The organism is Falsiroseomonas algicola, from assembly GCF_011040385.1.
Lineage (GTDB): Bacteria > Pseudomonadota > Alphaproteobacteria > Acetobacterales > Acetobacteraceae > Falsiroseomonas > Falsiroseomonas algicola.
The window spans coordinates 840,679-867,113 of sequence record NZ_JAAIKB010000001.1 but is presented as its reverse complement, the minus strand read 5'-3'; the positions used below and the strand labels follow the sequence as shown (position 1 = coordinate 867,113).

Sequence of the window (26,435 nt, the reverse complement as noted above, 5' to 3'; positions counted from 1 at the left end):
CCAGGCGGCCTCGTAGAGTTCCGTGAGCGAGGCCGCGACGGCGTTGCCCAGCTGCTGCGGCGCGGCGCGGGCGGTGAGCGGCGCGATCGGCAGGCTGGCGAGGACCCGGTCCTCGCCGAGCAGGCGCAGGCGATCCTGGCGGATCTCCGCGCCGAGGCGGGGATCGATGACCGTCAGGCCGCGCAGCGACCAGAGGGCGAGGTTGGCGGGGTTCTCGGCCTCGATATGTCGTTCGAGGACAAGGAAGTGGCTCTCGGCCAGGACGGGCTCGATGGCGCTGCGCGGGAAGGTGTTCTCCTGCGCCCGCGCCGGTGCGGCTATTCCCGCCGCGAGGAGCGTTCCGAGGGCCGCCGTGCGGGCGCCTTGGACAAGCGCTTGCCAGAGGCGCGGGAGCGGGCGCCGCGCGGGCGGATGGCGGAGGGGTCGCCCTGCATCATGGCGAAGACCATCCCCCCCGTCCGCGGAGTCGCCTCCGCCAGCCGCACCTCGACCGCCTGGCCGAGGGAAAAGGTCAGACCCGTATTGCGACCGGACATTCCGCGCCCGGCCTCGTCCAACGTCCATCTGTCGTCCGGCAAGGACGCAAGCGGTACGATTCCACTGGCGCCGTTCTCCTCCACGGTGACGAAGAGGCCGAAGCGTGTCACCCCCGAAATCCGCGCTTCGAACAACTCTCCGACGCGTGTTGCCATGAAGGCAGCGAGGTAGCGGTCCACCGCCTCCCGCTCCGCCGCCGCGGCGCGGCGTTCGGTGCTGGTGATATGCTCGGCGGTGTCGGGGAAGCGTGCGGTTTCGGCATCGGTCAGCGCGCCGTCGCCCTTGGACAGGTTCAGGCCGCGGATCAGTGCGCGGTGGACCAGAAGGTCCGCGTAGCGGCGGATCGGGCTGGTGAAATGGGCGTAGCGCGCCAATGCGAGGCCGAAATGGCCGATATTGTCGGGGTCATAGGCGGCCTGGGACTGGCCGCGCAGCACGGCCTCGTTCACCAGGCGCTCCTCCGGCCTGCCCTTCACACGCTCCAGGATGCCGCCGAAGTCGCGGGGATGCAGGCGGTCCCGCGCGGGCAGGTTCAGGTCGAGCGACTGCAGGAACTGGCGCAGCCCCTCCAGCTTCTCGTCGGAGGGCCGGTCATGGACGCGATACATGCAGGGCTGGCTCAGGCGCTCCAGCTCCTCCGCCGCGCAGACATTGGCGGCGACCATGAATTCCTCGATCAGCTTGTGGGAATCGAGGCGGGCGCGCGGGACCACGCCCTGCACCTGGCCGCGGGCGTCGAGCAGGACGCGGCGTTCGGGCACTTCGAGGTCGAGCGTGCCGCGCCGCGCGCGGTCGGCCAGCAGGGCCTCATAGGCGCCGTAGAGGTGGCCGATCAGATCGTCGGGCACGCCATCGGGGACGGTGCCTTCGTCCCGCGCGGCCTGCACCTGTTCGTAGGTGAGCCGCGCGGCGCTTTTCATGATGCCGCGGCCGAAGCGGTGGCTGACCTTGGTGCCCGCTTTGTCGAAATTCATCTCGACGAAGAGGCAGCCGCGATCTTCCTTCGGGCGCAGGCTGCACCAGCCATTGGAGAGCGCTTCGGGCAGCATGGGCACGACGCGGTCGGGGAAATAGACGCTGTTGCCGCGGGCCCAGGCCTCCCGGTCCAGCGCGCTGTCGGGCTTCACGTAGTGCGCGACATCGGCGATGGCGACGAGCACGCGCCAGCCGCCCTCGCCGGGCTCGGCCCAGACGGCATCGTCGAAGTCGCGCGCATCCTCGCCATCAATCGTCACCAGCGGGATGGCGCGGAGGTCTTCCCGGTTGCGCTTGGTGACGCCCTTGGCGTCCTCCGCTTCCTCCAGCGCCTCGGCGGGGAAGACATCGGGGATGCCGTGCGCGTGGATGCAGATGAGGGAGACGGCGCGCGCCTCTCCCATGCGGCCGATGCGCTCGATGATGCGGGCGGGGCGGGCGCCGAGGCCGTGGCCGGTCGGCAGCGGTTCGGCCAGCACGATGTCGCCGGGTCGGGCGCCGTTCACCTCGTTGGCCGGCACGCGCCAATCCGCCTTCTGGCGGCGGTCGGTCGGGATGATCCGGCCTTCCTCGAACACGCCGAGGATGCGGGCGGGGGCGGTGCTGTGCAGGCGCTTGAAGGTGCGGCCTTCATAGCGGCCGATGCCGATGAACTTCAGCCGGGCCAGCACACGCTGGCCGGGGGCGAGGGCGGGCTGCCCGGCAGGTTCGCGCGCCATGTAGATGACGGGCGCTGGGCCGTTCGCGCGGTCCCACTGCACGGGGCGCGCGATGGGGTCGCCATCCGGGTCGGTGCCGGTCATCTCCACCACCGCCATGTCGGGAAGGCGGTCATGGGCGATGAGGCCCTTGCGGCCGATCGGCGTGGCGTGGCCGGATTCCGTGAGCTCGCGGAGCATGCCGCGGAGTTCGGCGCGCTGGTCGGTGTTCAGGCCGAAATGCGCGGCGATCTCCGTCTTGCCGACTCGCTGGCCCGCCGCCTGGATGAATTCCCGCAGTTTCTCCAGGGTCGGCATCACGCCTGGTTCCGCGGTGGCGGCCAGGCGGTGGAGGGCGGATTTCTTGCCGAGGGGCGCGCGGCTGCGCACCCCGAAGCCCTTCAGGGGCGGGGCGCGCCGCGGCATGTCAGGTGGCCTTCCGGGCGGCCGGCTTCTTGGCGGGGGCTGCCTTGGCGGCGGGCTTCTTCGCCGCCGGCTTCTTCGCCGCCGCCTTGGGGGCTGCGGCCTTCCTGGCGGGCGCCTTCTTCGGCGCAGGTGCGTCATCGGCGGCCGGGGCCTTGGCGGCGGCGGCCTTCTTCGGCGCGGCCTTGGCCTTGCCCTTCGCCCCCTTGCCACCCTTGGGCGGCAGGTCCTTGCCCTTCTCCGCCAGCAGCTTCACGGCATCGTCCAGCGTCACGCTGTCGAAATCCATGGTGCGGGGGAGGGAGGCGACGCGGCTGCCATGCAGCGCGAAGGGGCCGAAGCGCCCGCGCCGCACCTCCACCACGCCGCCGGAGGGATGGTCGCCGAGCGGCCTTCCGCGCGGCTTCACATCGGCCAGCAGCGCCATGGCGCGGTTCAGGCCGATGACCAGCACATCGTCATCGGGATCGAGCGACTTGAAGAGATTGCCCATCTTCACATAGGGGCCGAAGCGGCCGATGGCGGCCGTGATCTCCTCATGGGTCTCCGGATGCACGCCGACGATGCGAGGCAGCGACAGCAACGCGAGCGCACGGTCGAGCGTCAATGCCTCCGGGTCCATGCCCTTGGCCAGGCTGGCGCGCCGCGGCTTCACCTTCTTGCCCTTGGCGTCCTCCGTCTCCTCGCCCAGCTGGACATAGAGGCCGTAGGGGCCACGCTTCAGCTGGACGCGCAGGTTGGAGGTGGGATCGACGCCCAGGTCGCGCGCGCCCTCGTTGAAGCTGGCCGCGCCATCGGCCTCCGCGCCGGGGGCGACGAGCGGGCGGGTGTAGCGGCACTCCGGATAGTTATTGCAGCCGATGAAGGCGCCGGTGCGGCCGAGCCGCAGGCCGAGCCTTCCGCCAGAGCAGGCCGGGCAGGCGCGCGGGTCGCTGCCGTCCTCCCGCGCCGGGAAGAAGTGCGGGCCCAGATCCTCGTCCAGCGCATCGATGACGTCGCTGATGGTGAGTTCGCTGGTGGAGGCGATGGCCTTGCTGAATTCGTCCCAGAAGGCGCGCATCACCGCGCGCCAATCGGCGCGGCCGCCGGAGATGTCGTCGAGCTTCTCCTCGAGCCCCGCAGTGAAGCCGGTATCGACGTAGCGTTCGAAGAAGGCGACGAGGAAGGCGGTGACGAGGCGGCCGCGGTCCTCCGGGATGAAGCGCCGCTTGTCGAGGCGGACATATTCCCGGTCCTGCAGCACCTGCAGGATGGAGGCGTAGGTGGAGGGACGGCCGATGCCGAGCTCCTCCAGCCGCTTCACCAGCGTCGCCTCGGAATAGCGGGGCGGGGGCTGGGTGAAGTGCTGGTTGGCGGCGACGGGGCCGTTTCGCAGCGCATCCTTCTCCCGCATCGGGGGCAGGATCTTGCTGTCCTCATCCTCGGCGGCGGCGGCCAGGCCAGCGCGGGCGTCGGCGGCGCGGTCGTCCTCGTCCTCCCGATAGAGGCGCAGGAAGCCGTCGAAGGCGATGACGGAGCCGTTGGCGCGCAGCCGCGTGCGGCCGCTGGCATCGGCGATGTCCACCGCGGTCTGGTCAATCTCGGCCGATTGCATCTGGGAGGCGACGGCGCGCTTCCAGACGAGTTCGTAGAGCTTCCGCTGCCGGTCATCGAGGAAGCGGGCCACCTGGTCCGGCGTGCGGGTCACGTCGGTCGGGCGGATCGCCTCATGGGCTTCCTGCGCGTTCTTGGCCTTGGAGGAATACTCGCGCGGCGCGCCGGGGACGTAGTCCGGGCCGAAGGCTTCCTTGACGTGGTCGCGGATGGCGAAGATCGCCTCCCGCGCCATCTGCACGCCATCGGTCCGCATATAGGTGATGAGGCCGACGGTCTCGCCGCCGATATCGACACCCTCATAGAGCTGCTGTGCCACGCGCATCGCCGCCTGCGCGCCCATGCCCAGCTTGCGGCTGGCCTCCATCTGGAGGGTGGAGGTGGTGAAGGGCGGCGGCGGGTTGCGCTTGGTGCGCTTCTTCTCGATGGAGGCGACGCTGAACTTGCCGGCCTCGACCGCGGCCTTGGCGGCCATCGCCGCGGCCTCGTTCGGCAGGTCGAACTGCTCGAGCCGCTTGCCCTCATGGTGGGTCAGGCGGGCGGTGAACTTGGCGCCCACGGGGGTCGCGAACTGGGCCTCCACCGTCCAGTATTCGCGGGCGCGGAAGGCCTCGATCTCGGCCTCCCGCTCGCAGATCAGGCGGAGTGCCACGGATTGCACGCGGCCGGCGGAGCGGCTGCCGGGGAGCTTCCGCCACAGCACCGGGGAGAGGTTGAAGCCGACGAGGTAGTCGAGCGCCCGGCGCGCCAGGTAGGCGTCGATCAGCGGCACGTCGAGCGGGCGGGGGTTGGCCACCGCATGCTGGACGGCGCGCTTCGTGATCTCGTTGAAGGTGATGCGGTTGACCTGCACGCCCTTCAGCGCGCCGCGGCGGGCCAGCATGTCCTGCACGTGCCAGGAGATGGCCTCGCCCTCCCGGTCCGGGTCGGTGGCCAGGAAGAGGCGGCGCGCGCCCTTCAGCGCCTTGGCGATGGCGCCGACCTGGCGCTCGCCGCGCTCATCGGCCTCCCAATCCATGGCGAAGTCTTCCTCCGGCCGGACGGAGCCGTCCTTGGGCGGGAGGTCGCGGACATGGCCGAAGGAGGCGAGGACGGTGAAATCCGAGCCAAGATACTTGTTGATCGTCTTCGCCTTGGCGGGGCTTTCGACCACGAGGACGTCGGGCATTGTGTATCGGTCTGCTTTCGGCGCTTGTCCGCGTTTCCCTAGGAGAGGGACCGCGCGACCCGGTTTCCGGGCAGGGTTTCCACCAGCCCGGACAACTCCAGGTCAAGCAGGATCGCCTGCACGGACGGGGCGGATAGCTGGCAGCGACGGACCAGATCGTCAACGGCCACGGGTGTGGTGCCAATCAATTCAAGCACTTTCGACGGCTCGCCCGGGGGGGAAGGGGCCTCCGCCCGGGGCTCCGGCTGTGTTTCGGGCGTGTTTCGCGGGGCGAAGAGGGGCAGGTCCCGGGGCGCTTCGGGGAGGAATTGCAGGACATCCTCGGCCGTTTCCGTGAGGTGCGCGCCCTGGCGGATGAGGTCGTTGCCGCCCCGGGCACGGGGGTCGAGCGGGTTGCCGGGCACCGCGAAGACCTCCCGCCCCGCTTCCAGGGCGAGCCGCGCGGTGATGAGGCTGCCGGATTTGGGCGCGGCTTCCACCACCACGACGCCCAGCACCAACCCGGCGACGATCCGGTTGCGGCGGGGGAAGTGGCGGGCGAGGGGGGCGGTGCCGAGCGGGGCCTCCGCCACCACCGCGCCGCCTTCCGCGACGATGCGGGCCTGGAGGGGCGCGTTCTCCGGCGGATAGGGCTCATCGAGGCCGCCGGCGACGACGGCGATGGTGGGGCCGGGGGCGGCCAGCGCGCCTTCATGCGCCGCGGCGTCGATGCCGCGGGCGAGGCCGGAGGTGATGGCAAGGCCGGCGCCGGCGAGGTCGCGGGCCAGTTGCTCCGCCATGCGGCGCCCGGCGGCGGAGGCGGAGCGGGCGCCGACCAGGCCGATCTGGCGGGAGGCGAGCAGGGCGGGGTTGCCGAGGACGGCCAGCGCGGGGGGCGCATCCTCCAGCAGGGACAGCAGCGGGGGATAGAGGGGGGAGCCGAGGAAGAGGAAGCGGCCACCCAGCATGGTCAGCGCCGCCATCTCCCGCTCCGCCTGGGCGGCGGGGTAGGGGGTGAGGCTGCGGCCGCTGCGGGCGGCGTGGCCGGGCAGCGCCTCCAGCGCCGCGCGGGCGCTGCCGTGGCGGGCCAGCAGGCGCCGGAAGGTGGCGGGGCCGATCCCCTCCGTCCGCGCCAGGCGCAGGCGGGCGAGGTCATCGCCGGGGGAAGGAGTGGCCGCCATCCTGTCGTCCAGGTTGATAGACGGCCAGTGTGATCGCGCGCAGGGTGCTAAGGCAAGCGGGAGGTGTCAGGCCTTCCTGCTGCCGAAGCTGGATTTCGGCTCGGTGCCGGCCATCAGCCGCTGGATGTTGGCCTTGTGCCGCCAGGTGATCAGGGCGGCGAGGCCGAGGGCGAAGAGGGCGAGCTTCACGTCGCCGAACAGGATCGCGATGACCGGCGCGATGGCGCAGGTGGCGAGTGCCGCGGCGGAGGAGATGCGGGTGGCGGCAAAGACCGCAATCCAGGTCAGCAGCGCGGCGAGGCCCAGCCACCATTGCGCGGCCAGCAGGACGCCGGCGCCGGTGGCGACCCCCTTGCCGCCCTTGAAGCCGAGCCAGACGGGGAAGGCGTGGCCGGCCATGGCGGCGAAGCCCGCGACCAGCGCCGCATCCTCCCCCCAGGCGGCGCGGGCGATCAGCAGGGCGGCGACACCCTTCAGCACATCGAGGGCCAGGGTGGCGGCGGCCAGCTTCTTGTTGCCGGTGCGCAGCACGTTGGTGGCGCCGATATTGCCCGAACCGATGGCGCGGATGTCGCCAAGCCCCGCGGCGCGGGTCAGCAGCAGGCCATAGGGGACGGAGCCGAGCAGGTAGCCGAGCAGGGCGGCGAGCAGGAGCGACATCAGCCGAAGACCCTCCGCCCCGCCTTCCAGGTGCCGATGACGCGGCCTTCCAGGGCGCGGCCATCGAAGGGGGTGTTCTGCGCCTTGCCGGGGAGCCTGCCGGCCTCCACCCGCCAGCCGCGCTCGGGCTGGAACAGCATGAGGTCGGCGGGGGCGCCCTTGGCCAGCGTGCCGGTGGGCAGCTTCAGCAGGGCGGCGGGGCGGGAGGTGAGGAGGGCGAGGGCCTGGGGCAGCGTCAGGTCGCCGGCATGGACGCGGGCGAGGGTGACCGCGAGCAGGGTGGCGAGGCCTGCGCCGCCGGCCTCGGCCTGGGCGAAGGGCAGGCGCTTGTCATCGGCGTCGCGGGGCTGGTGGTCGGAGGCGATAGCATCGATGGTGCCATCCTTGAGGGCGGCGACGACGGCCAGGCGATCGGCCTCGATCCGGAGCGGCGGCGAGAGCTTGGCGTAGGTACGGTATTCCCCGATCGCCGTCTCGTTCAGGTCGAAATAGGGGGGCGCGGTGTCGCAGGTGACGGCAAGGCCCTCCGCCTTCGCGGCCCGGATCAGGTCCAGCGCGGCGGCGGTGGAGACATGGGCGAAGTGGACATGGCCCTTCGTCAGGCGCGCCAGGGCGATGTCGCGGGCGACCATCATGGATTCGGCGGCGGGCGGGATGCCGGGCAGGCCCATGCGGGTGGCGCGCTCGCCCTCCGTCGCCGCGCCATTGGCGGCGAGCGAGGGGTCCTCGGGATGCTGGATGATGAAGCTGCCGAAGGCGCGGGCGTAGGAGAGGGCGAGGCGCATGAGCCGCGCGCTGCCGATGGCGCGGCGGCCATCGGTGAAGGCGATGGCGCCGGCTTCCTGCAGCAGGCCGTATTCGGCGATGTCCTTCCCCTCGCAGCCGGCGGTGGCGGCGCCGTAGGGGAGGATGGTGAGGCTGCCGGTGATCTCGCCCCGGCGGATCAGGAACTGCACCAGCGCGGCATCGTCGATGGGCGGATCGGTGTCCGGCAGGGCGCAGAGCGTGGTGATGCCGCCGGCGGCCGCGGCCTGGGCGGCGGAGGCCACCGTCTCCCGATGCTCGAAGCCGGGTTCGCCGAGGGCGGCGCGCATGTCGATGATCCCCGGGGCGAGGACGGCGCCGGCGGCATCGACGATGGTCGCGCCATCGGGGACGCCAAGGTTGCTGCCGTGGTCGAGGATGACGCCATCCCGCACCAGCAGCCCGCCTGGCGCATCGAGGCCGGTGGCGGGGTCGATGAGGCGGGCATTGGTGAGGAGGGTGTCGGCCATGGGGCGCTTATAGCGTGGTGGCGGAGTCCCGCCATCGGGCGTGGCGATGGCGTCGGCTGGCGCCATGGCATTGATCGTTGAAGTCCGGCGAGTTCCACCGTACCGGTGGCGCGCCAAGGGTCCAACACTCGGAGTATCATCGTGCCGCCTGCCCCGGTTCCCGCCAATGAATCCGACCGCCTGGCGACGCTGCGTGCCTGTTCCCTGCTTGATACGGCCTTCGACGATGCTTTCGGTGACCTGACGCAACTGGCCGCGAGACTGACCGACAGCCCGATGGCCATGATCTCCCTGGTTGAAGAAAAGGAGCAGATCTTCAAATGCCGCGTCGGTGTCGAGGCCGACCGGACGTCGCGCGACATCTCCTTTTGCGCGCATGCGATCCTGGAGCCGGACCGCACCATGGTGGTGCCCGACACGACGCAGGACGGGCGGTTCGCGGACAACCCGCTGGTGACCGGGGAGGCGGGCATCCGCTTCTATGCCGGTGCGCCGCTGGTGACGCTGGAGGGACATGCGATCGGGACCCTCTGCATCGCCGACCGGCAGCCGCGGGAGTTGGGCCAGGCCCAGGTGGAGATGCTGGCATCGCTCGCGAAGGCGGTCAGCAAGACGATCGCCCTGCATCGCGCGGCGCGCCAGGTGCGCGGCCTTGCGCTGACCGACGCGCTGACGGGCCTGGCGAACCGGGTCGCCTTCATGGATGCGCTGGAACGCGCCATGGCGCGGCAGCGCCGCGATGGACTGCCCTTTGCGCTGCTCTACCTCGATCTCGATGGGTTCAAGGGCGTCAATGACCGCTTCGGCCACGCCGCGGGTGACGAGGTGCTGCGGGCGACCGCTTCGGTGCTGAACGCCGCGCTGCGGCGCGAGGATCTGGCGGCGCGGATGGGGGGCGATGAATTCGCCTGCCTGCTAGTCGGTGGCGACCAGCCCGACATGGCGGCGACAGGGGAGCGGGTGCGGGCCGCGCTGGTGCAGCGGATGGCGGTGCTGGGGCGCGCGGTCTCGGCCTCGGTGGGCGCTGTCACCTTCCGGCGGCCGCCGGAGGATGCGGCGGCGGCGCTCGCGAGGGTGGATGCGGTGATGTATGCGGCGAAGGCGGCCGGCAAGGACCGGGTGATCGACGCGGAGGTGTAGGGCGCCCGTCGATGGCGCCTGGGGCGGGCGATCGGTTGGTGAAGGCAGGCGTTGGCCCGGGGCCGCTGGCGGGGCGGATGTCGATGGTGCCATGCCCTGCTCCGCGCGCGGCGGCGCAGGACCTCCATAGGGCCTCAGGCGCGGCCCGCGCGTTCGCGCAGGACCTGCCTTGCGGCGCGGTGGCCGATGAGGGCCAGGGCGGTCGGGATGATGCCGAGGATCGTGACGAAGACGATCGCGACATACTGGCCAAGATTCAGGAGGGCGCTGTCCGGGATGACCCGGCTCAGGTCGTCCGGATCGGCGCGGACGTTGATGCGCTCCCCAGGCTGGGGTTGGCGGGGCGGGCTGGACCAGCTTCCGCGCAGGCAATGCGGGTGCGAGGTGGTGGTGACGGTGGGAACCGCGCTTCCCGACGCCTCGACATCGAGGCGCAGCCGGAAGCAGGTGGTGTCCTTGCGCGCCTGAACGACGCGCTCCGCGTTGACGATGGTGGCTGGCATGGGTTGCCAGGCCCAGCGGGTGCGGAGGTCGTCGACCATGTCCGGCACGAAGATCACGGCGACGATGCAGGACACCAGGCCGCACAGCAGCACCCGCGCTTCCGATCGCCGAAGGCGGTCTTCCGGAAGGCGGCGGGTCTCCTCCAGCAGGGCGGGCCAGAACAGGCGCGAGCCTCTCAGGAGATGGAGATGGCTGGGCCGGTAGGGGCCTTGGGATGGTCGCTCGCCGGGTGGGTCAGACGCTGCGGTCATGTGGTCCACGCTTCCGCCGCAGCAGGTCGAGCAGCCCTGTTCCAGCCGTGGCATCGCGCCGCGACATGGGGGGATGGTTGCGGAACAGCGAGTAGAGCAGCGAGGCGATGATGAGGAGGACGAAGCTCTCCACCAGGGGGCTCTGCCCGTAGGCCAGCGCGCGCTCTGGCGTGATGCGGGGCGGGTCGCGCCCGGTGAGGCGCACGGCGACCCGGTCGCCTTCCTGCGGCGTGCGCCGCGTCCATTCGGTGCTGCCCCTCGCCGGCGGGATGATGACGGTGCGGAGGGGGTGGGAGGCGATCGCCTCGATCGTGGTGCCGTCGGGCCGGGTGATGGACAGCAGCGGCCAGAAATCGGGGCCACCGCGGTCGGTGCTGGGTGTGGGCGGCGGGGTGCCGATGATGACGGCCTCCGCCCTGATCCCGACCAGGCGGAGCCAGGCGACTTCCGCCGTGCGGCCCGGGATGCCGACGGCGAGCGCGGCGAGCAGAAAGGACAGCGGCAAGGCGACGCGGCGGCGGAGCGGCTTGCGCAGCCAGGGGCGCCAGCCCGGCGGGCAGGCATCGGGCGTGTCGGGCCGGGAGCCGCTCATCGGCTGCGGCGGATGAGAGCGTTGAGCCGGGCCGGGTCTTCGAATGGAAGCCGGCCGTCCGGCTTGCGGCCGCGCAGGATCGGGTAGGCGATGGAGGTCAGGGCCAGGAGGAAGATGGCCTCCACCAGCGGTGACCAGTTGAAGGCGAGGGCCCGTTCCGGCGTGAGCCGCACGGGATCGGCGCCGTGCAGGCGGATGGCGATGCGGTCGCCCGCCTGGGGCGGACGCCGGATCGGCGCGGTAGCCTCGTTGGCGCCGGGGATGATCTCGACCTTGAGCGGATGGGAGGCGGTCGCGGTGACGGCGCGGCCGTCCGGCAGCGTGACCTGGAGCATGGGCCAATGGTTGGGCCCGCCGCGCCCGCTGCTGGGCTCCACCCGGGGAGGGCCGATGATCACGGCCTCGGCGGGCGTGGCGATCAGGCGGATCCACGCGATCTCCGCGCAGCGACCGAGCCAGGCGACCGGCAGGGCGGCCAGGGTGAAGGCCAGCAGAAGCGCCTGGCTGCGCGCCAGGGGGTTGCAGGCGAAGGGGCCCCAGGGGGACGGGGGCGCCGGATCAGGCACGGGTCGGGCTTGCCCAGGCTGCGCGCATGTTGTGCATCGAGCCGCATGCTACGCTGGCAGCAACGGCGCCGCCATCGTAACGGAGGCTTGCCAGGCTGGTGGCGACGGCGTGCCGGTGGCCTATGGTCGAAGCTTCACCCCGAGGCCCGCCGCATGCATCGTCGTTCCGCCCTTCTCCTCCCCGCCCTGGCGCTGCCCGGCATCGCCCGCGCGCAGGCGCCCTGGCCGACGCGGCCGGTGCGCATCGTGGTGCCCTTCGCGGCGGGGGGCAGCACGGATGTCTCCACCCGGCTGCTGGCGCCGCGCATCCAGCAGGTGCTGGGGCAGCCGGTGGTGATCGAGAACCGGGGCGGGGCGGGGGGCACGATCGGGTCGGACAGCGTGGCGAAGTCGCCGCCGGATGGCAGCGTCTTCGTGATGGGGACGATCTCGACCCATGTGCTGGCCGTGGGCCTGTATGGCGCGCGGCTGCCCTATGACCCGGAGCGGGATTTCGTGGCGGTGGCGCCGACGGTGATGGTGCCGATCTGCATCACGGTGCATCCGTCATTGGGAGTGAGCGATCTGCGCGGGCTGGTGGCGCTGCTGAAGGCCAATCCGGGCAGGTATGCCTATGGCACCGGGGGCGCGGGCGGGTCGGCGCATATCGGGGCGGTGGCTTTCCTGAACGCCATCGGGGCGGAGGCGACGCATGTGCCGTATCGCGGCAGCGCGCCGATGCTGACGGACATGCTGGCGGGGCAGGTCTCCATCTGTTTCGACACGCCGGCGCTGATCGCGCCGCACCACGCGGCCGGGCGGCTGCGCTGCCTGGCGGTGGCGACGGGGGCACGGTCTCCGCTGATGCCGGATGTGCCGACGGCGGCGGAGGCAGGGCTGCCGCAGTACAAGGCCTATTCCTGGTTCGGGCTTTTCGCGCCTGCCGGGACGCCGGCCGCGATCGTGACGCGAATGAACGAGGCGGTGCGGGCGGCGGTGACGGACCCCGGGAACAAGGCAAGGCTGGAGGAGCAGGACCTGCCGCCGATCGCGGAGGGCAGCCCGGCGGAGTTCGCCGCCTTCCTGCGGCGGGAACTGGCGGAATGGGTGCCGGTGGTGCGGGCGAGCGGAGCGACGGCGGATTAGGCGAACAAATCCCCGCGCGGCTTACGCCGCGACGCGCAGCGCAGGCGTGGCTTCCAGCGCCAGTGCGTCCACGCCATTTCCCGTGCCGGTGTCGAAGCGGGCGGCGAGGTCGACCGCCTCCGCGGCGCTGCGGCCGCACGCCATGGCGGCCAGGGCGAAGTCCCGGCCCGAGCCGATGGCGAAGAAGGGCTGCTCGATCCGCCAGCGGCTGTCGCGGCCGTGGCACCAGCAGGCGCCGTCGGGGGTGATTTCCAGCACGGTCGCCCAGCGGTCGGTGTCCTGCTGGGGAGGGCGGGCGCCGCCCCGATCCAGCCAGTCCAGCATCAGCATCCCGACGCCGATATCGCCGGAGAAGCCGAGCAGGCGGCCATCGCCGGTGCGGCGGATCTTGATCAGTTCATAGGCCATGCCGCCGGCATTGCCGCGGCGGTCGCCGGCAAGGGTGCGGCCATCCCAGGCGATGGTGGTCATGCGAGGCCTCCGTGGGGATGCGCTCAGCATGGATCACGGCAGCGTGATCGACAAGAATAAAGTATGCTATTTTGGCTTGGTGCTGCTGAAGCCCCAATGGAGCGCGGCGGCGACGAAGAGCCAGAGGAGGGCCATCAGCCAGAAGAATGGCAGGATGGCGAGAGTCCCCCGCGCCGCGGTTCGGCCGTCCACCGGCACCAGCTCGGGGAAGCGGTCTGGCGGCAGGTAGACGCGGAGTTGGTCGCCGGCGCTTGGAACCTTGCCCCACATGCCGAGGCCGACCTCGCCGCGATAGCGTTGGCCGGCTTCGATGGTGGCGGCGTTGCCGGCGGGATCGGTGACGATGAAGGCCATCTCGACCCGGCGCGGCTTGCTGAAGGAGCGGCCGGTCCATTCCACCAGCACCTCGGAGGGCTCGCCGGGGTGCGTCGAGGCCTGGCGGAGCACGATGCCGGTGATGATGAGTGCCAGCAGCAGGGGGGCGATGGCGCCCCACAGGAAGCCCCAGGTCAGGTTGCGCGTCATGGGGGCTGGCTTGGTCATGCCGTCCAGGCGCGCCAGCGATCGCGCAGGCTGTTGAGCAGGATGATCAACGCGATCGACCCGAAGATCATCAGGCTTCCGCCGCGATCGTGCAGATTCTCCCGTGGCATCGCGCGGCCATCGCCGGCGGGATGGAGGTGCACCGCCAGGCGATCACCCACCCGGGGCGGCGGTCGGCTGCCGCCTTCGGGCACGGGCTCCAGGGTCGAGTAGGCGCTGGTCAGCGGCGCCAGCGCCGGCGCCTCCTGCCGCTGGCCGTCGGGGCCCTCGACCGACAGGCTGACGCGGTAGGGGAGGCCCTTGGCTTCCCGGAAGCCGTTCAGCCGGGGTCCGGGCGGCCCGACCGCGGTCACGATGGCGTCCGCCCTCGGCCAGGTCTGGGAGATCCAGGCGTCGCGGAGCGCGATGTCGATGCCGAAGGCGACCAGGAAGGCAAGGCAGGCGGCGGCCGAGGCGCCGATCCGCGACCAGCGACGGTGGCGCGCCTCGCCCGTCATGCCATCCGCCGCGCGCGGCAGCGGTGCCGCTGGGCGGAGGTGCCAGCCATGGGGGAAAAGGGCGGCGTCATGGCGCCGGGGGCGGGTTGAACAGACGCCATAGGCCGAAGCCGATGGTGAGCAGCGGGAGGGCCACCCATGGCACCGTCAGCCAGAAGGGCAGCATGCGCTCGACCGGCACGAAGGCGCCCGTGCCGTGCGCATCGACGTAGGCCGGCAGCGTCTGACCCGGCTGCGGGGCGCGGGAGCGGTGGGTGCTGGACCTGGCGGGTGCGCCTGGGTCGAGTGTCCGGCTGAACAGCAGGACGGGCGCCGGCGTGGCCATCACGCGTCCGTCCGGCAGCGTGGCTTCGAGCGAGACCAGGAACGGAAATCCTCGATTCGGATGACGCTCTCCGCCCGGGGCCACGCCGGTGACGCTGGCCTCCACCTTCGTCCAGGTCAGCGCCATCCAGCGCTCGCGCAACAGCCGCGCGAGACTGCCTTCGAGTATCAGGAAAGCGGTCGACATCACGATCCAGGCCAGCGCCACGCGCCGTGTTGCCGGGATGAAGCGGTTCCGGGCGTCGGCCGCCTGGCTGGCCCGGTCGCGCCATCGCAGCGCGTGCAGGAAAGGCCGTTCCGTCATGGCGGGTTCTGCAGGCGCCAGACGCTGATGCCGATGTTGAAACTCACGAAAAGTCCCAGGATGATGGCCAAGCCGACCTTCTTCATGTTCTCGATCGGCAGCAGGGTCCCGGCGCCGCGCGCATCCGCATAGGCGGGCACCGTTTCGCCGGGCTGGGGCGGGCGCCGACGGCCTTCGCCGTAGGGCTGGCGGGCGCTGGGGTCCAGGGTGCTGCTGTACAGCGTCACCGGGGCTGGCGGGGCGATCCGGCGGCCATCGGGCAGCGTGGCTTCCAGCATCACGTGGAAGGGGTAGCCCTGCTTCTCCAGTTCACCGCCTGGTACAGCGCTGGTCACGGTGGCCTCCACCCGGGGCCAGGTGATGGCGATCCAGCGTTCCCCGGGCAGGCCGCTAATGGCCAGGAACAGCAAGAAAAAGCCAAGGCTGCCCACGATTCGCTGGATCGCCTCGCGCCGATCGGCCGGGACCAGGCGGCGGTGCGCAAGGTAGCGCGCCGGCGGCGGCTGATCGGTCACCAGGGCTCCTCCCGCGCTGCCGCCTGTCGATGCGATCCAGCATCGGTGCAGCCAAGCTGGTCGATCGAGGACCCGCCTGCAACCCTGGCGGCGCGGCCCGACCGTTCCGGCCGCGACAGCCGCTTCATGGCGAAGGGGGCAGGTTCCGGGCGCGCCATGCGCCGTAGATGAGGGCGGCGGCGATGAGCGACATCCAGGAAAGCGCAAAGCCAAGGCGCATCAACGCCTCCTCCAGCACCAGCCTTCCGGCGCCGCGCGCATCGGCATAGGCCGCAAGCGTCTCGCCAAGGAGGGGCGGGCGCTGGCGCTGGCCGCCATGGGCATCGCGCGCGTCAGGGTCGAGGCTCATGCTGAACAGCGTGACCGGGGCCGGCGTCCGGACCTGCCGGCCGTCGGGCAGCTGGGCTTCCAGCGTGACGAGGAAGGGATGGCCGCGCTTCGGGACACGCTCCCCGCCCGATGTCACGCCGGTGACGGTGGCCTGGACCGAGGTGCCGGTGATGGCAATCCAGCGCTCCCGCGCCAGGCGCGGCAGATCCGCGGGGAACCAGCACAGGGCAAGCCAGATCACGACGCAGACCAGGACCTCCGTCACCGTGACGGGGCCGGAGAGGCGGAAGGCGTCGGGTGGTGGCGGCTTGCCGCTGCTCACGCGTTGCGGCGCAGGCCCCGCGCCAGCACGTCCAGCACCGCCATCCGCACGGCGACGCCCATCTCCACCTGCTCCCCGATCACGGACCGCACGGGATCGTCGGCGATGGCGCTGTCGATCTCGACGCCGCGGTTCATGGGACCGGGGTGCATGACGATGGCGTCGGGCTTGGCGTGGGAGAGCTTCTCGGCATCCAGGCCGTAGAAGCGGAAGAACTCCCGCGCGCTGGGGACCAGGCCGCCGGTCATCCGTTCCTTCTGCAGGCGCAGCATCATGACGACGTCGGCGTCCTTCAGCCCCGTCTTCATGGAATGATGCACCTCGACGCCCAGCGACGCGGCCTCGGCCGGGATCAGGGTCGGCGGGCCGACGATGCGGACCCGGCAGTTCATGGCCAGCAGGAGATGGATGTTGGACCGCGCGACGCGGGAGTGCAGCACGTCGCCGCAGATGGCGACGGTCAGCCCCTCCAGCGTGCCCTTGCGGCGGCGGATGGTCAGGGCATCGAGTAGCGCCTGGGTCGGGTGTTCATGCGTGCCGTCGCCGGCATTGATGACGGCGGCGTCCAGCTTCTGCGCCAGCAGCGCCGGCGCGCCGGACTGGCCGTGGCGGATCACCAGCAGATCCGTCTTCATGGCGTTCAGGGTGGAGGCGGTGTCGAGCAGCGTCTCCCCCTTGTTCACGCTGCTGGTGGAGACGGACATGTTGACGATATCGGCGCCCAACCGCTTGCCCGCGAGTTCGAAGCTGGTGCGCGTCCGCGTGCTGTCCTCGAAGAAGAGGTTGATGAGCGTGCGGCCCTTCAGCAGGTCGCGCTGCGTCTTCCCCTGGCGGTTCAGCAGGGCGTAGCTCTCCGCGAGGTCGAGGAGGTCGGCGATATAGGGGGGCTCGAGGCCCTCGATCGCGAGCAGGTGGCGGTGGGGGAAGGGGAACATGGGGACTCGCCGCTGGTTGGGCGGAACCTAGCCGGGGGGGACGCTCGCGTCCAAGGCCGCCTGCAGCATGTAGGCCGCCGCCGCCGCATCCACCGCCTTGGCGCGCTTCGCTCGCGTCACGTCGGCCTCGATCATTGCCCGGTTCACCGCCGCCGAGGACAGGCGTTCGTCCCAGAAGGCCACCGGCAGCCCGGCGGCATTCGCCAGGTCGCGCCCGAAATCCTTCGCGGCCTGGGCGGCGGGGCCGAAGCTGCCATCCATGGAGAGCGGCAGGCCGACCACCAGGCCGCCCGCGCCCTCCTTCGCCGCGATCGCGGCCAGGTCAGCGGCCGTCCTGCCCATCTTGCCGCGGGGCAGCGACCCATAGGGCGTCGCCAGCATCAGCAGCACGTCGGACAGCGCGAGCCCGATCGTCCGCGCCCCGGGGTCGATCCCGATCAGGCGGGAATGGCGCGGCAGCGCGGCGCGGAGGTCGGCCATGTTGAAGATGGGCATGGCGGAAGTTATGGTCCGGCGCCTCGCTTTGGGCAAACCAAGCGATATCAAGGATTTTCGCCTCCCCATGTCCCTCGATTCCGCAACCGTCCGGCGCATCGCCTCGCTGGCCCGCATCCGGCTGGAAGACGACGAGCTTTCCCGCATGCAGGCCGAGATCAACGGCATCCTCGGCTGGATCGAGCAACTGCAAGCCGTTGATACGGAAGGGGTGGAGCCCATGGCGGGCGGCAGCCCGGTGGGCCAGGTACAGGCAAGGCTGCGGCCGGATGCCGTGACCGATGGCGATCGCGCGGAACAGGTCCTGGCCAATGCGCCGGACCGCATGGGCGCCTGGTTCGGCGTGCCGAAGGTGGTTGAGTGATGCATCCGACCGATTTCACCCTGGCCGGCGCCCTCGCCGCGCTGGAGGAAGGCGCCATCAGCAGCGTGGAGCTGACGCAGGCGCATCTCGACGGGATCGCGAAGCTGAACCCGCGACTCAACGCCTACATCACCGTCACGGCGGAGAAGGCGCTGGCCCAGGCGGCGGAGAGCGATGCGCGCCGTAAGCGGGGCGAGGCGCGGGCGCTGGAGGGCATTCCGCTCGCCATCAAGGACCTGTTCTGCACGGCGGGGACGGAGACGACGGCGGGCAGCCGCATCCTCAAGGGATTCGTGCCGCCCTATGAGAGCACGGTGTCGCAGAAGCTGCTGGATGACGGGGCGGTCTTCCTCGGCAAGGCGAACCTCGACGAATTCGCCATGGGGTCGTCCAACACGACCAGCGCGGCGGGGCCGGTGGAGAATCCGTGGTCCCGCGCCAACGACCCGGACACGCGGCTGGTGCCGGGCGGGTCGTCAGGCGGCTCCGCCGCCGCGGTCGCGGCGCGGATGGCGCTGGGGGCGACGGCGACCGACACGGGCGGGTCCATCCGCCAGCCCGCGGCCTTCTGCGGCATCGCGGGCATCAAGCCGACCTATGGGCGCTGCTCCCGCTTCGGGATCGTGGCCTTCGCGTCGAGCCTGGACCAGGCCGGGCCGGTGGCGCGCACGGTCGAGGATTGCGCGCTGCTGCTGACATCCATGGCGGGCTTCGACCCGAAGGATTCCACCAGCGCCGACATCGCGGTGCCGAACTTCGCCGCGGCCTGCCGTCGCGGCGTGAAGGGGCTGCGGATCGGGGTGCCGAAGGAATACCGGCTGGATGGCCTGGCGCCGGAGATCGGGGCGCTGTGGGACCAGGGCCTGGCCTGGCTGCGGGAGCAGGGCGCGGAGACGGTGGAGATCAGCCTGCCGCACACCAAGTATGCGCTGCCGACCTACTACATCGTGGCGCCGGCGGAGGCGTCCTCCAACCTCGCGCGCTATGACGGCGTGCGCTTCGGCAGCCGGGTGACGGAGCCGGGTTCCGACCTGCGGGACCTCTATGAGCGCACCCGCGCCGCGGGCTTCGGGGCGGAGGTGAAGCGGCGCATCATGATCGGCACCTATGTGCTGAGCGCCGGCTACTACGATGCCTACTACCTCAAGGCGCAGAAGATCCGCGCGCTGATCCGGCGGGACTTCGAGGAGGCGTTCAAGCAGGTGGACGCCATCGTCACCCCCGCCACGCCCTCGGCCGCCTTCGGGATGGATGAGAAGCAGGACGACCCGGTGACGATGTACCTGAACGACGTCTTCACCGTGACGGCGAACCTGGCGGGCCTGCCGGGGCTCGCTGTGCCGGCGGGGCTGGACGGGCAGGGGCTGCCGCTCGGCCTGCAGGTGATCGGCAAGGCCTTCGACGAGGAAAGCGTCTTCGCAGTCGGCCACGCGATCGAGCGGGCCGCGAATTTCACGGCGGCACCGGGGCTGAGGGCTGGGGCATGACCTACACGATCGAAGGCCGCACGGGCCCCTGGGAACTCGTCATCGGGCTTGAGGTCCATGCCCAGGTGATCAGCCAGTCCAAGCTGTTCAGCGGCGCCGCCACCGCCTTCGGGGCGGAGCCGAACAGCCAGGTCAGCTTCATCGATGCCGGCTTCCCCGGCATGCTGCCCGTCATCAACCAGGAATGCGTGGCGCAGGCGGTGCGGACGGGGCTTGGCCTGAACGCCAAGGTCAACCTCTGGTCCCGCTTCGACCGCAAGAACTACTTCTACGCGGACCTGCCGCAGGGCTATCAGATCAGCCAGTTCGCGCACCCCATCATCGGGGAAGGCGCGGTGGAGATCACGCTGGCCGACGGCACGGTGAAGTCCATCGGTATCACGCGGCTGCACCTGGAACAGGATGCGGGCAAGTCGCTGCATGACCAGCATCCGTCCAAGAGCTTCATCGACCTGAACCGGTCGGGCGTGGCGCTGATGGAGATCGTCAGCGAACCCGACATGCGGTCGCCGGAGGAAGCCGGGGCCTACTTGTCCAAGCTGCGGCAGATCCTCCGCTACCTCGGCACCTGCGACGGCAACATGGACGAGGGGTCCATGCGGGCCGACGTCAATGTCTCCGTCCGCAAGGCCGGCGAGGGATATCGCACGCGCTGCGAGGTGAAGAACGTCAACTCCATCCGCTTCGTCATGCAGGCGGTGGAGGCCGAGGCGCGGCGGCAGATCGAGGTCTGGGAGGATGGCGGGGAGGTGGTGCAGGAGACGCGCCTCTTCGACACCAGCCGCGGCACGACGCGCTCCATGCGGTCCAAGGAGGATGCGCATGACTACCGCTACTTCCCGGAGCCCGACCTTCCCCCGCTGGTGCTGGAGAGCGACTGGGTGGAGGCGCTGAAGGCCGCGCTGCCGGAACTGCCGGATGCGCGCCGCGCGCGCTACGTCGCCATGGGGCTCTCGCCCTATGACGCCCATGTGCTGACCTTGGAGAAGGAGACGGCCGTCTTCTTCGAGGCAGTGGCCAAGGGGCGCGACGCCAAGACGGTGGCGAACTGGCTGACCGGCGACTTCTTCGCGCATCTGAACAAGCGCGGCGTCGGCATCGAGGAAAGCCCGGTGCCGGCCGCCGACCTCGGCGCGCTGATCGACCTGATCGCGGACAAGACGATCAACGGCAAGATCGCCAAGGACGTGCTGGAGATCATGTTCGAGGAGGGCAAGACGCCCGCCGCGATCGTGGAGGCGCGCGGGTTGAAGCAGGTGACGGATACCGGCGCCATCGATGCCGCGGTGGACAAGGTGCTGGCCGCCAATGCGGGCCAGGTGGAGCAGTACAAGGCCGGCAAGGTGACGCTGTTCGGCTTCTTCGTCGGCCAGACGATGAAGGCGCTCCAGGGCAAGGGGAACCCGGCCCTGGTGAATGAGGTGCTGAAGGCGAAGCTGGGCGGCTGACTCGAAAAGCCCTCTCCGCCGGTTGGGGGGTCGGGCGCACTGCGCCCGACGGTGGGTGAGGGGGTCGATGCCTAGGCCGGCCGTACCCCCCACGGGTACGGCATGCTGCCCTTCACCATCCCCGTGATGCTCCGCCGCCAGGCGTTGCGCACCGTGAACTGGCCGAGCGGGATGGTGGCGACATCGTCCTGCGCCAGGCGGTTGATCTCGTTCGCCAGGGTCTGTTGCTGGTCGGCATTGGGTGCGTCGAACCAGGCCTGGATCAGCTCCTGCGCGCGGGCGCTGTCATACCAGCCGAACCAGCCCGTCGGCCCGGGCCCCTTCACCAGCGACGACACGGCCGGGTTCAGGTAGCCGAGCGAGCTGCCATAGGTGTGGAAGATGCTCCAGCCGCCGCGCTCGGTCGGTTCGGTGCGGACGCGGCGCTGCACGACGGTGCCCCAATCGGTCTCGGCGAGTTCGACATTCATGCCGATGCGCTTCAGCCGGTCCGCGGTGATCTGGCCATGGGGGCCGATCAGCGGGAAATCGGTGGGGTTGATGATCACCACCTTCTCCCCGTTGTAGCCGCTCGCCTGGAGCGCGGCGCGGGCGCGGTCCAGGCTGCGCGGCGCGGCGTTGAGTGGTGAGAGATCCTCGACGCCATAGGGCGTGCCGCAGGGGAACAGGCTGTGGCATTCGCGCCAGATGCTGCGGTCGTCGCCGAGCGTCGATCGCATGTATTCCGACTGGTCCACCGCCAGCGCCACGGCCTGCCGGACCTTCAAATTGTTGAAGGGCGGCTGCAGGTGGTTGAGGCGCATGATGGACATGAGGCCGGCCTCCGCCAGCACGCCCACCTGGATGTTGCGGTTGCGCGCGAGCGTCGGGATCAGGTCGGACAGGGGCTGTTCCAGCCAATCCACCTCGCCGGCCTGCAGCGCGGCGGCGGCCGTCGCCGGGTCCGGCAGGATGTGCCACTCGATCCGCGGGAAATGCGCGACCTTACCGCCGGAGGCGCCTTCCGCGGCTTCGGATCGAGGCTGGTAGGCCTCGTTCTTCGCATAGACCACGCGGCTGCCGCTGACGAATTCGTCGCGGACGAAGCGGTAGGGGCCGCTGCCGACGGGGTCGCTGACCTGGGCGTTGGCATCCGTCGCGGCCAGGCGAGCGGGGATGATGAAGGGGACGTTGGCGTCGGGCTTGGCCAGCGCCTCCAGCAGCAGCGGGAAGGGGCGCTTCAGCCGGATCTCCAGCGTGCGGTCGTCGGCGGCGCGCCATTCATCGACGGATTGCGCCAGGATCTGGCCGAAGGGGTCGCGCCGCGCCCAGCGCGCCAGGCTGGCGGCGCAATCCTGGGCGCGGACGGGTTCGCCATCATGGAAGCGGAGGCCGTCGCGCAGCCTGATCCGCCAGGTCCGGCCATCGGCGGAGGTCTCGTGTCCCTCCGCCATCTGCGGCTTCGGGCGCAGCTGGCCGTCCAGCGCATAGAGCGTGTCATAGACGTGGTAGCCATGCATCTGGGTGACGATGGCGCTGGTCCAGATGGGGTCGAGCGCCGTCAGGTTCGCCTGCGGCACGAAGCGCAGCGTGGCCGCGCGGGCGGGCTGGGCGATGGCGGGCGCGTGGCCGGCGAACAGGCCGAGCCCCGCCCCCGCCTGAAGCAGGGAACGACGTTGCATGGCAGCTTCCTCCTCGCTGTTCTTCGCGACAGCGGGGGGAGGCTAGGCACCCTTGCGGCGGCGGGTCAATGCGGTCGGTCCAGCACGCCCTCCAGCCCGCGGGCGAGGTCGAGCAGCGCGGGGCGGGCTTCGTCCAGCAGCGCCTCCTGCGAGCAGACGAAGGCGGGTGCGCCGACATTGATCACCATCAGCGGCAGCCCGCCGCCGGGCCGGAAGCTGGTCGCGATGGCGTTCACGCCGTCCTGCCATTCGCCGAAGGAACAGCAGATGCCGATCCGCGCCGCGTCCTCCCGCGCCTTCGCGATGCCGGCGGCGATGCGGGGCCAGGCGCCGTCATCGAGTTCCCGCAGCCGCAGCAGCGCCTCCTCCCGCTCATTGGCCGGCGCGGCGGCCAGCCAGGCGCGGCCCATGGCGGAGAAGGCCAGCGAGATGCGCGACCCGGCCTCCAGGTTCAGCGAGATCGGCGCGTCGCTGCGGACCACTTCCAGGTAGAGCATCGACAGGCGGTCCCGCATGCCGAGCGCCACGACGGCGCGGGTGCGGTTCGCCAGTTCCTGCATCGGCGCGCGGGCGATGCCGCGGATGTCGAGCCCGCCCAGCGCCGCGCCACCCAGCGCGATGGCCGCGGGGCCGAGGCGGTAGCGCTGCGTCTCCGGCACATGCAGCAGCCAGCCCGCGCGCGTCAGCGTGGCGGTGAGGCGGGAGACGGTGCTGCGCGGCAGGCGGACCCGCGCCGCGATCTCCTGGTTGCCGAGCGGGCCATCGCCGCGTCGGAAGCAGCCGAGCACGTCGAGCCCGCGGGTCAGGGCAGTGACGGTGTCCGCGGCCTCCGCAGGCAGGGTTTCGCCGGCGCGGCGCCTGGCCATCAGCGCAGCCTTTCGCGCGCCTCGGCATATTCGGCGCGGAGCCGCGCCACGACCTCCGCGGTGGTGGGCGCGTCGGTGATGCTGCCGACCCCCTGGCCGGCGCCCCAGATGTCCCGCCAGGCCTTCACGCTGGTGCTGCCGAAATTCATCGCCGTCTTGTCGCGCGGCGGCAGCGCATCGGGATCGAGGCCCTGGGCCACGATGGAGGGCTTCAGGTAGTTGCCGTGCACGCCGGTGAAGAAGGGGGTGTAGAGGACATCGGCCGCGCTGCTTTCGACGATCATGCGCTTGTAGCCCTCCGCCGCATTGGCCTCCCGCGTCGCGATGAAGCGCGTGCCGATATAGGCGAGGTCGGCGCCCATGGCCTGGGCGGCAAGGATCTGCCCGCCCTGGGTGATGCTGCCGGACAGCGCGATGGGCCCGTCGAAGATGCGCCGCACCTCCGCGACGAGGGCGAAGGGGGAGAGGGTGCCGGCATGGCCGCCGGCGCCGGCGGCGACGAGGATGAGGCCATCGACGCCCGCCTCCAGCGCCTTCTCCGCATGGCGGAGGTTGGTGACGTCGTGAAAGACGATGCCGCCCCAGGCATGCACGGCGTCGATCACGGCGTTGGGCGCGCGGAGCGAGGTGATGATGATGGGGACGCGGTGCTTCGCGCAGACCTCCAGGTCATGCTCCAGCCGGTCGTTGGAGGCGTGGACGATCTGGTTCACGGCGAAGGGCGCGTCGCGATCCGTCAGCGTGGCGCGGAGATGCGTCAGCCATTCGTCCAGCGCTTCCTTGGGGCGCGCGTTCAACGCCGGGAAGGAACCGACGATGCCGGCCTGGCATTGCGCGATGACGAGGTCGGGGTGGGAGACGATGAACATCGGCGCGGCGATGGCGGGCAGGCTGAGGCGGCCCTGCAGAAGCGCGGGAAGGGGCATGGGGGGCTCCGGCTCGATCGGGCGGAGGATGGGGGCAGGCAGGGGGCGCGGCAAGCCTTCCCATCATAATTCCGAAATTCGGAATTGTGGCATGGTGGCGCTGACGGCTTGACGCTCTGCCGGGGATGGGCGACCAGTGTGGCGGAAAACGACCATTCATTTCCACGATACGGAATAAAGGGAGCGCAGCATGGCCGATCTGGTCCGGTTCGAGGTGGTGGACGGCATCGGCGTCGCGACGCTCTCGAACCCGCCGGTCAATGCGCTCTCGGCCGCGCTGCGCGCCGCGCTGTTCGGGGCGGTGAAGCGGGCGGAAGCGGATGCGGCGGTGCGCGCGCTGGTGATTGCGGCGGAGGGGCGGACCTTCATCGCCGGCGCCGACATCTCCGAATTCGGCAAGCCGCCGGCCTCGCCGACCCTGGCCGACCTGGTGGCGGCGCTGGATCAGGCGTCGAAGCCGGTGGTGGCGGCGATCCATGCGGCGGCGCTGGGAGGCGGGCTGGAAGTGGCCATGGCCTGCACGGCGCGGCTGCTGGGGCCGAAGGCGAGCCTCGGCCTGCCGGAGGTGAAGCTCGGCCTGTTGCCGGGCTCCGGCGGCACGCAGCGGGCACCGCGGCTGATGGGCGCGGCGGCGGCGCTGAAGCTGATGGTGCAGGGCGACCCGCTGCCGGCGAAGGCGGCGGTCGAGGCGGGGCTCGCGGACGGCATCGCGGAGGGCGACCTGCCGGCGGCCGCGCGGGCGCATGCGGCGGCGCTGGCCGATGGCGCGACGCCGAAGCCGGTCTCGGCGCGGGATGAGGGGCTGGGATCGCGGGAGGCCTTCGAGGCGGAGGCCGCGAAGCTGGCGGCACGCGCGAAGGACGAGCCGCAGATCGCCGATTGCATCGCCTGCGTCCGCGCGGCCTTCGACATGCCCTTCAAGGACGGCGTGGCCTTCGAGCGTGCGGCCTTCCTGCGGCTGCTCGACGATCCCCGCAGCAAGGCGCTGCGCCACGTCTTCTTCGCGGAGCGCGAGGCGGCGAAGATCGCGGGCGTGCCGGCCGGCACGAAGCCGCGGGAGGTGAAGCGCGCCGCCGTGCTGGGCTCCGGCACCATGGGTGCGGGCATCGCCATGTGCTTCGCCAATGCCGGCACCCCCGTCCGCGTCATCGAGACGGACGAAGCCGCGAGCGCCAAGGGCATCGAGCGCATCCGTGGGACCTACGAGGCCAGCGTGAAGCGCGGCAGCCTGACGGCGGAGGCGCGCGATGCGCGGATGGCGCTGATCGAGGGGGCGGTCGGGCTGGAAAGCGCCGCCGAGGCCGACCTGGTCGTCGAGGCGATCTTCGAGGATCTCGACCTCAAGAAGCAGGTTTTCGCGACGCTCGACCGGGTGACGAAGCCGGGGACGGTGCTGGCTTCCAACACCTCCTACCTCGACATCGATGCGATGGCGGCGGTGACGACGCGGCCGGGCGATGTGCTCGGCATGCATTTCTTCTCCCCGGCCAATGTCATGAAGCTGCTGGAGATCGTGCGCGCGAAGCACACGAGCGCCGAGGCGCTGGCGACGGCGGCGGAGATCGGGCGGAAGCTGAAGAAGGTACCGGTCGTCGTCGGCGTCTGCTTCGGCTTCGTCGGCAACCGCATGCTGGCGCAGCGGTCTCGCCAGGCGGAGCGGCTGCTGCTGGAGGGCGCATCGCCGGCGCAGGTGGACGCCGCGCTGATGGGCTTCGGCTTCAAGATGGGCCCGTTTGCGATGACGGATCTGGCGGGCCTCGATATCGGCTGGCGCGTGCGCAAGGCGACGGGCGGCCGCGCGCCGGTGGCGGATGCGCTGGTGGAGGCCGGCAGGCTCGGCCAGAAGACGCAGAAGGGCTTTTATCTGTATCCGCAGGGTGCGCGGACCGGCGTGGCCGATCCGGATGTCGATGCGCTGATCGAGAAGGTCGCGAGCGCGGAGGGCGTGACGCGGCGCACGATCGATGGTGACGAAATCCTCGACCGTCTGGTGCTGCCGATGGTGAACGAAGGCGCGCGCATCCTGGAGGAAGGGATCGCGGCGCGGCCCGGCGACATCGATGTGGTCTGGCTGAATGGCTACAACTGGCCAGCCTGGCGCGGCGGTCCCATGCACTACGCCGATGCGCGGGGCCTGGCGGAGGTCGCGGCGCGGCTTTCGCAATTCGCTGACCAGACCGGCGATGAATCGCTCCGCCCCGCCCCTCTGCTGGCCAGGCTGGCGGCGGAGGGCAAGGGCTTCGGCAGCCTGAAGGCGGGGTGATGCGCCCCTGGGACGCCG

General features: G+C 71.0%; 25 protein-coding genes. 6 read left to right on the top strand and 19 right to left on the bottom strand.

Annotated elements, in window-relative coordinates; translation table 11 throughout:
• Positions 1–317: 317 nt before the first annotated feature.
• The 5 genes from rnr to G3576_RS04125 all read right to left on the bottom strand — a co-directional run bounded on the left by rnr (position 318) and on the right by G3576_RS04125 (position 8,488).
• Positions 318–2,636: a ribonuclease R gene (gene rnr / locus G3576_RS31470; RefSeq protein WP_328728400.1), complete on the bottom strand. Its 2,319-nt coding sequence runs from the start codon at positions 2,634–2,636 to the stop codon at positions 318–320.
• Between the two features lies 1 nt (position 2,637).
• Positions 2,638–5,394, bottom strand: a complete 2,757-nt coding sequence (gene topA, locus G3576_RS04140) for a type I DNA topoisomerase (protein WP_164693028.1) — start codon at positions 5,392–5,394, stop codon at positions 2,638–2,640.
• A gap of 38 nt (positions 5,395–5,432) precedes the next feature.
• A complete protein-coding gene (gene dprA, locus G3576_RS04135; protein WP_164693027.1) occupies positions 5,433–6,554 on the bottom strand; it encodes a DNA-processing protein DprA in 1,122 nt (373 codons plus the stop codon).
• 66 nt (positions 6,555–6,620) lie between these two features.
• The gene (plsY, locus tag G3576_RS04130) at positions 6,621–7,214 is read right to left on the bottom strand and encodes a glycerol-3-phosphate 1-O-acyltransferase PlsY (RefSeq protein WP_164693026.1); all 594 of its coding nucleotides are present in this window, start codon (positions 7,212–7,214) and stop codon (positions 6,621–6,623) included.
• Complete coding sequence (locus tag G3576_RS04125) at positions 7,214–8,488, bottom strand: dihydroorotase (protein WP_164693025.1); 1,275 nt, start codon at positions 8,486–8,488, stop codon at positions 7,214–7,216. The genes plsY and G3576_RS04125 overlap by 1 nt, the downstream gene beginning before the upstream one ends.
• A gap of 141 nt (positions 8,489–8,629) precedes the next feature.
• Here G3576_RS04125 and G3576_RS04120 point away from each other — a divergent pair, with 141 nt between their 5' ends.
• Positions 8,630–9,628 carry a GGDEF domain-containing protein gene (locus G3576_RS04120; RefSeq protein ID WP_164693024.1) on the top strand — a complete coding sequence of 333 codons (999 nt, stop codon included), beginning with the start codon at positions 8,630–8,632 and terminating at the stop codon, positions 9,626–9,628.
• A gap of 134 nt (positions 9,629–9,762) precedes the next feature.
• Here G3576_RS04120 and G3576_RS04115 read toward each other — a convergent pair whose 3' ends face one another.
• From G3576_RS04115 to G3576_RS04105, 3 genes are all read right to left on the bottom strand, one after another.
• Positions 9,763–10,224 (bottom strand): hypothetical protein, encoded by a 462-nt coding sequence (locus G3576_RS04115; protein WP_164693023.1) that lies wholly within the window; start codon positions 10,222–10,224, stop codon positions 9,763–9,765.
• Positions 10,225–10,366: 142 nt separating this feature from the next.
• Entirely contained in the window at positions 10,367–10,975 is a 609-nt protein-coding gene (locus G3576_RS04110; RefSeq protein WP_164693022.1) for a hypothetical protein, read from the bottom strand.
• On the bottom strand, positions 10,972–11,541 hold the full coding sequence (locus G3576_RS04105) for a hypothetical protein (RefSeq protein ID WP_164693021.1): 570 nt from the start codon (positions 11,539–11,541) through the stop codon (positions 10,972–10,974). The genes G3576_RS04110 and G3576_RS04105 overlap by 4 nt, the downstream gene beginning before the upstream one ends.
• 153 nt (positions 11,542–11,694) lie before the next feature.
• Here G3576_RS04105 and G3576_RS04100 point away from each other — a divergent pair, with 153 nt between their 5' ends.
• Entirely contained in the window at positions 11,695–12,666 is a 972-nt protein-coding gene (locus G3576_RS04100) for a Bug family tripartite tricarboxylate transporter substrate binding protein (protein WP_164693020.1), read from the top strand.
• Positions 12,667–12,687: 21 nt separating this feature from the next.
• On the opposite strand, the gene G3576_RS04095 is transcribed toward G3576_RS04100, so the two are convergent.
• From G3576_RS04095 to ruvX, 8 genes are all read right to left on the bottom strand, one after another.
• Positions 12,688–13,137 (bottom strand): hypothetical protein, encoded by a 450-nt coding sequence (locus tag G3576_RS04095; RefSeq protein WP_164693019.1) that lies wholly within the window; start codon positions 13,135–13,137, stop codon positions 12,688–12,690.
• Positions 13,138–13,203: 66 nt separating this feature from the next.
• A complete protein-coding gene (locus G3576_RS04090; protein ID WP_164693018.1) occupies positions 13,204–13,680 on the bottom strand; it encodes a hypothetical protein in 477 nt (158 codons plus the stop codon).
• A complete protein-coding gene (locus tag G3576_RS04085; RefSeq protein ID WP_164693017.1) occupies positions 13,677–14,177 on the bottom strand; it encodes a hypothetical protein in 501 nt (166 codons plus the stop codon). The genes G3576_RS04090 and G3576_RS04085 overlap by 4 nt, the downstream gene beginning before the upstream one ends.
• A 67-nt stretch (positions 14,178–14,244) precedes the next feature.
• On the bottom strand, positions 14,245–14,805 hold the full coding sequence (locus G3576_RS04080) for a hypothetical protein (RefSeq protein WP_164693016.1): 561 nt from the start codon (positions 14,803–14,805) through the stop codon (positions 14,245–14,247).
• Positions 14,802–15,320, bottom strand: a complete 519-nt coding sequence (locus tag G3576_RS04075) for a hypothetical protein (RefSeq protein WP_164693015.1) — start codon at positions 15,318–15,320, stop codon at positions 14,802–14,804. Before G3576_RS04075 ends, G3576_RS04080 begins: the two co-directional genes overlap by 4 nt.
• A 124-nt stretch (positions 15,321–15,444) precedes the next feature.
• Positions 15,445–15,972: a hypothetical protein gene (locus tag G3576_RS04070; protein ID WP_164693014.1), complete on the bottom strand. Its 528-nt coding sequence runs from the start codon at positions 15,970–15,972 to the stop codon at positions 15,445–15,447.
• Positions 15,969–16,907 carry an aspartate carbamoyltransferase catalytic subunit gene (locus tag G3576_RS04065; protein WP_164693013.1) on the bottom strand — a complete coding sequence of 313 codons (939 nt, stop codon included), beginning with the start codon at positions 16,905–16,907 and terminating at the stop codon, positions 15,969–15,971. Before G3576_RS04065 ends, G3576_RS04070 begins: the two co-directional genes overlap by 4 nt.
• A gap of 27 nt (positions 16,908–16,934) precedes the next feature.
• A complete protein-coding gene (gene ruvX, locus G3576_RS04060; RefSeq protein WP_164693012.1) occupies positions 16,935–17,402 on the bottom strand; it encodes a Holliday junction resolvase RuvX in 468 nt (155 codons plus the stop codon).
• A gap of 67 nt (positions 17,403–17,469) precedes the next feature.
• On the opposite strand from ruvX, the gene gatC reads away from it, so the two are divergent.
• From gatC to gatB, 3 genes are read left to right on the top strand one after another with little or no spacing between them, the layout of a single operon-like run.
• The gene (gatC, locus tag G3576_RS04055; RefSeq protein ID WP_164693011.1) at positions 17,470–17,766 is read left to right on the top strand and encodes an Asp-tRNA(Asn)/Glu-tRNA(Gln) amidotransferase subunit GatC; all 297 of its coding nucleotides are present in this window, start codon (positions 17,470–17,472) and stop codon (positions 17,764–17,766) included.
• Positions 17,766–19,253: an Asp-tRNA(Asn)/Glu-tRNA(Gln) amidotransferase subunit GatA gene (gene gatA / locus G3576_RS04050; RefSeq protein ID WP_164693010.1), complete on the top strand. Its 1,488-nt coding sequence runs from the start codon at positions 17,766–17,768 to the stop codon at positions 19,251–19,253. The genes gatC and gatA overlap by 1 nt, the downstream gene beginning before the upstream one ends.
• On the top strand, positions 19,250–20,701 hold the full coding sequence (gene gatB, locus G3576_RS04045; protein WP_164693009.1) for an Asp-tRNA(Asn)/Glu-tRNA(Gln) amidotransferase subunit GatB: 1,452 nt from the start codon (positions 19,250–19,252) through the stop codon (positions 20,699–20,701). Before gatA ends, gatB begins: the two co-directional genes overlap by 4 nt.
• A 71-nt stretch (positions 20,702–20,772) precedes the next feature.
• Here the strand turns inward: gatB and G3576_RS04040 are convergent, their stop codons facing one another.
• The 3 genes from G3576_RS04040 to G3576_RS04030 form a co-directional block, all read right to left on the bottom strand.
• On the bottom strand, positions 20,773–22,362 hold the full coding sequence (locus G3576_RS04040; RefSeq protein WP_164693008.1) for an ABC transporter substrate-binding protein: 1,590 nt from the start codon (positions 22,360–22,362) through the stop codon (positions 20,773–20,775).
• Between the two features lie 65 nt (positions 22,363–22,427).
• Positions 22,428–23,228, bottom strand: a complete 801-nt coding sequence (locus tag G3576_RS04035; RefSeq protein ID WP_164693007.1) for an IclR family transcriptional regulator — start codon at positions 23,226–23,228, stop codon at positions 22,428–22,430.
• Positions 23,228–24,154, bottom strand: a complete 927-nt coding sequence (locus G3576_RS04030) for an NAD(P)H-dependent flavin oxidoreductase (protein ID WP_164693006.1) — start codon at positions 24,152–24,154, stop codon at positions 23,228–23,230. The genes G3576_RS04035 and G3576_RS04030 overlap by 1 nt, the downstream gene beginning before the upstream one ends.
• A gap of 190 nt (positions 24,155–24,344) precedes the next feature.
• Here G3576_RS04030 and G3576_RS04025 point away from each other — a divergent pair, with 190 nt between their 5' ends.
• Positions 24,345–26,417 carry a 3-hydroxyacyl-CoA dehydrogenase NAD-binding domain-containing protein gene (locus G3576_RS04025; protein WP_164693005.1) on the top strand — a complete coding sequence of 691 codons (2,073 nt, stop codon included), beginning with the start codon at positions 24,345–24,347 and terminating at the stop codon, positions 26,415–26,417.
• The last annotated feature ends 18 nt before the right edge of the window (positions 26,418–26,435 follow it).

What these genes read in the sequence shown, in the direction of transcription:
- topA (WP_164693028.1), bottom strand. Translation starts at nt 5,394, where the DNA reads ATGCCCGACGTCCTCGTGGTCGAAAGCCCCGCCAAGGCGAAGACGATC.
- G3576_RS04025 (WP_164693005.1), top strand. Translation starts at nt 24,345, where the DNA reads ATGGCCGATCTGGTCCGGTTCGAGGTGGTGGACGGCATCGGCGTCGCG.
- G3576_RS04090 (WP_164693018.1), bottom strand. Translation starts at nt 13,680, where the DNA reads ATGACCAAGCCAGCCCCCATGACGCGCAACCTGACCTGGGGCTTCCTG.
- G3576_RS04035 (WP_164693007.1), bottom strand. Translation starts at nt 23,228, where the DNA reads ATGGCCAGGCGCCGCGCCGGCGAAACCCTGCCTGCGGAGGCCGCGGAC.
- gatC (WP_164693011.1), top strand. Translation starts at nt 17,470, where the DNA reads ATGTCCCTCGATTCCGCAACCGTCCGGCGCATCGCCTCGCTGGCCCGC.
- G3576_RS04030 (WP_164693006.1), bottom strand. Translation starts at nt 24,154, where the DNA reads ATGCCCCTTCCCGCGCTTCTGCAGGGCCGCCTCAGCCTGCCCGCCATC.
- rnr (WP_328728400.1), bottom strand. Translation starts at nt 2,636, where the DNA reads ATGCCGCGGCGCGCCCCGCCCCTGAAGGGCTTCGGGGTGCGCAGCCGC.
- G3576_RS04095 (WP_164693019.1), bottom strand. Translation starts at nt 13,137, where the DNA reads ATGACCACCATCGCCTGGGATGGCCGCACCCTTGCCGGCGACCGCCGC.
- G3576_RS04110 (WP_164693022.1), bottom strand. Translation starts at nt 10,975, where the DNA reads ATGAGCGGCTCCCGGCCCGACACGCCCGATGCCTGCCCGCCGGGCTGG.
- G3576_RS04080 (WP_164693016.1), bottom strand. Translation starts at nt 14,805, where the DNA reads ATGACGGAACGGCCTTTCCTGCACGCGCTGCGATGGCGCGACCGGGCC.
- G3576_RS04085 (WP_164693017.1), bottom strand. Translation starts at nt 14,177, where the DNA reads ATGACGGGCGAGGCGCGCCACCGTCGCTGGTCGCGGATCGGCGCCTCG.
- ruvX (WP_164693012.1), bottom strand. Translation starts at nt 17,402, where the DNA reads ATGCCCATCTTCAACATGGCCGACCTCCGCGCCGCGCTGCCGCGCCAT.
- G3576_RS04065 (WP_164693013.1), bottom strand. Translation starts at nt 16,907, where the DNA reads ATGTTCCCCTTCCCCCACCGCCACCTGCTCGCGATCGAGGGCCTCGAG.
- dprA (WP_164693027.1), bottom strand. Translation starts at nt 6,554, where the DNA reads ATGGCGGCCACTCCTTCCCCCGGCGATGACCTCGCCCGCCTGCGCCTG.
- G3576_RS04040 (WP_164693008.1), bottom strand. Translation starts at nt 22,362, where the DNA reads ATGCAACGTCGTTCCCTGCTTCAGGCGGGGGCGGGGCTCGGCCTGTTC.
- G3576_RS04100 (WP_164693020.1), top strand. Translation starts at nt 11,695, where the DNA reads ATGCATCGTCGTTCCGCCCTTCTCCTCCCCGCCCTGGCGCTGCCCGGC.
- plsY (WP_164693026.1), bottom strand. Translation starts at nt 7,214, where the DNA reads ATGTCGCTCCTGCTCGCCGCCCTGCTCGGCTACCTGCTCGGCTCCGTC.
- gatB (WP_164693009.1), top strand. Translation starts at nt 19,250, where the DNA reads ATGACCTACACGATCGAAGGCCGCACGGGCCCCTGGGAACTCGTCATC.
- G3576_RS04125 (WP_164693025.1), bottom strand. Translation starts at nt 8,488, where the DNA reads ATGGCCGACACCCTCCTCACCAATGCCCGCCTCATCGACCCCGCCACC.
- gatA (WP_164693010.1), top strand. Translation starts at nt 17,766, where the DNA reads ATGCATCCGACCGATTTCACCCTGGCCGGCGCCCTCGCCGCGCTGGAG.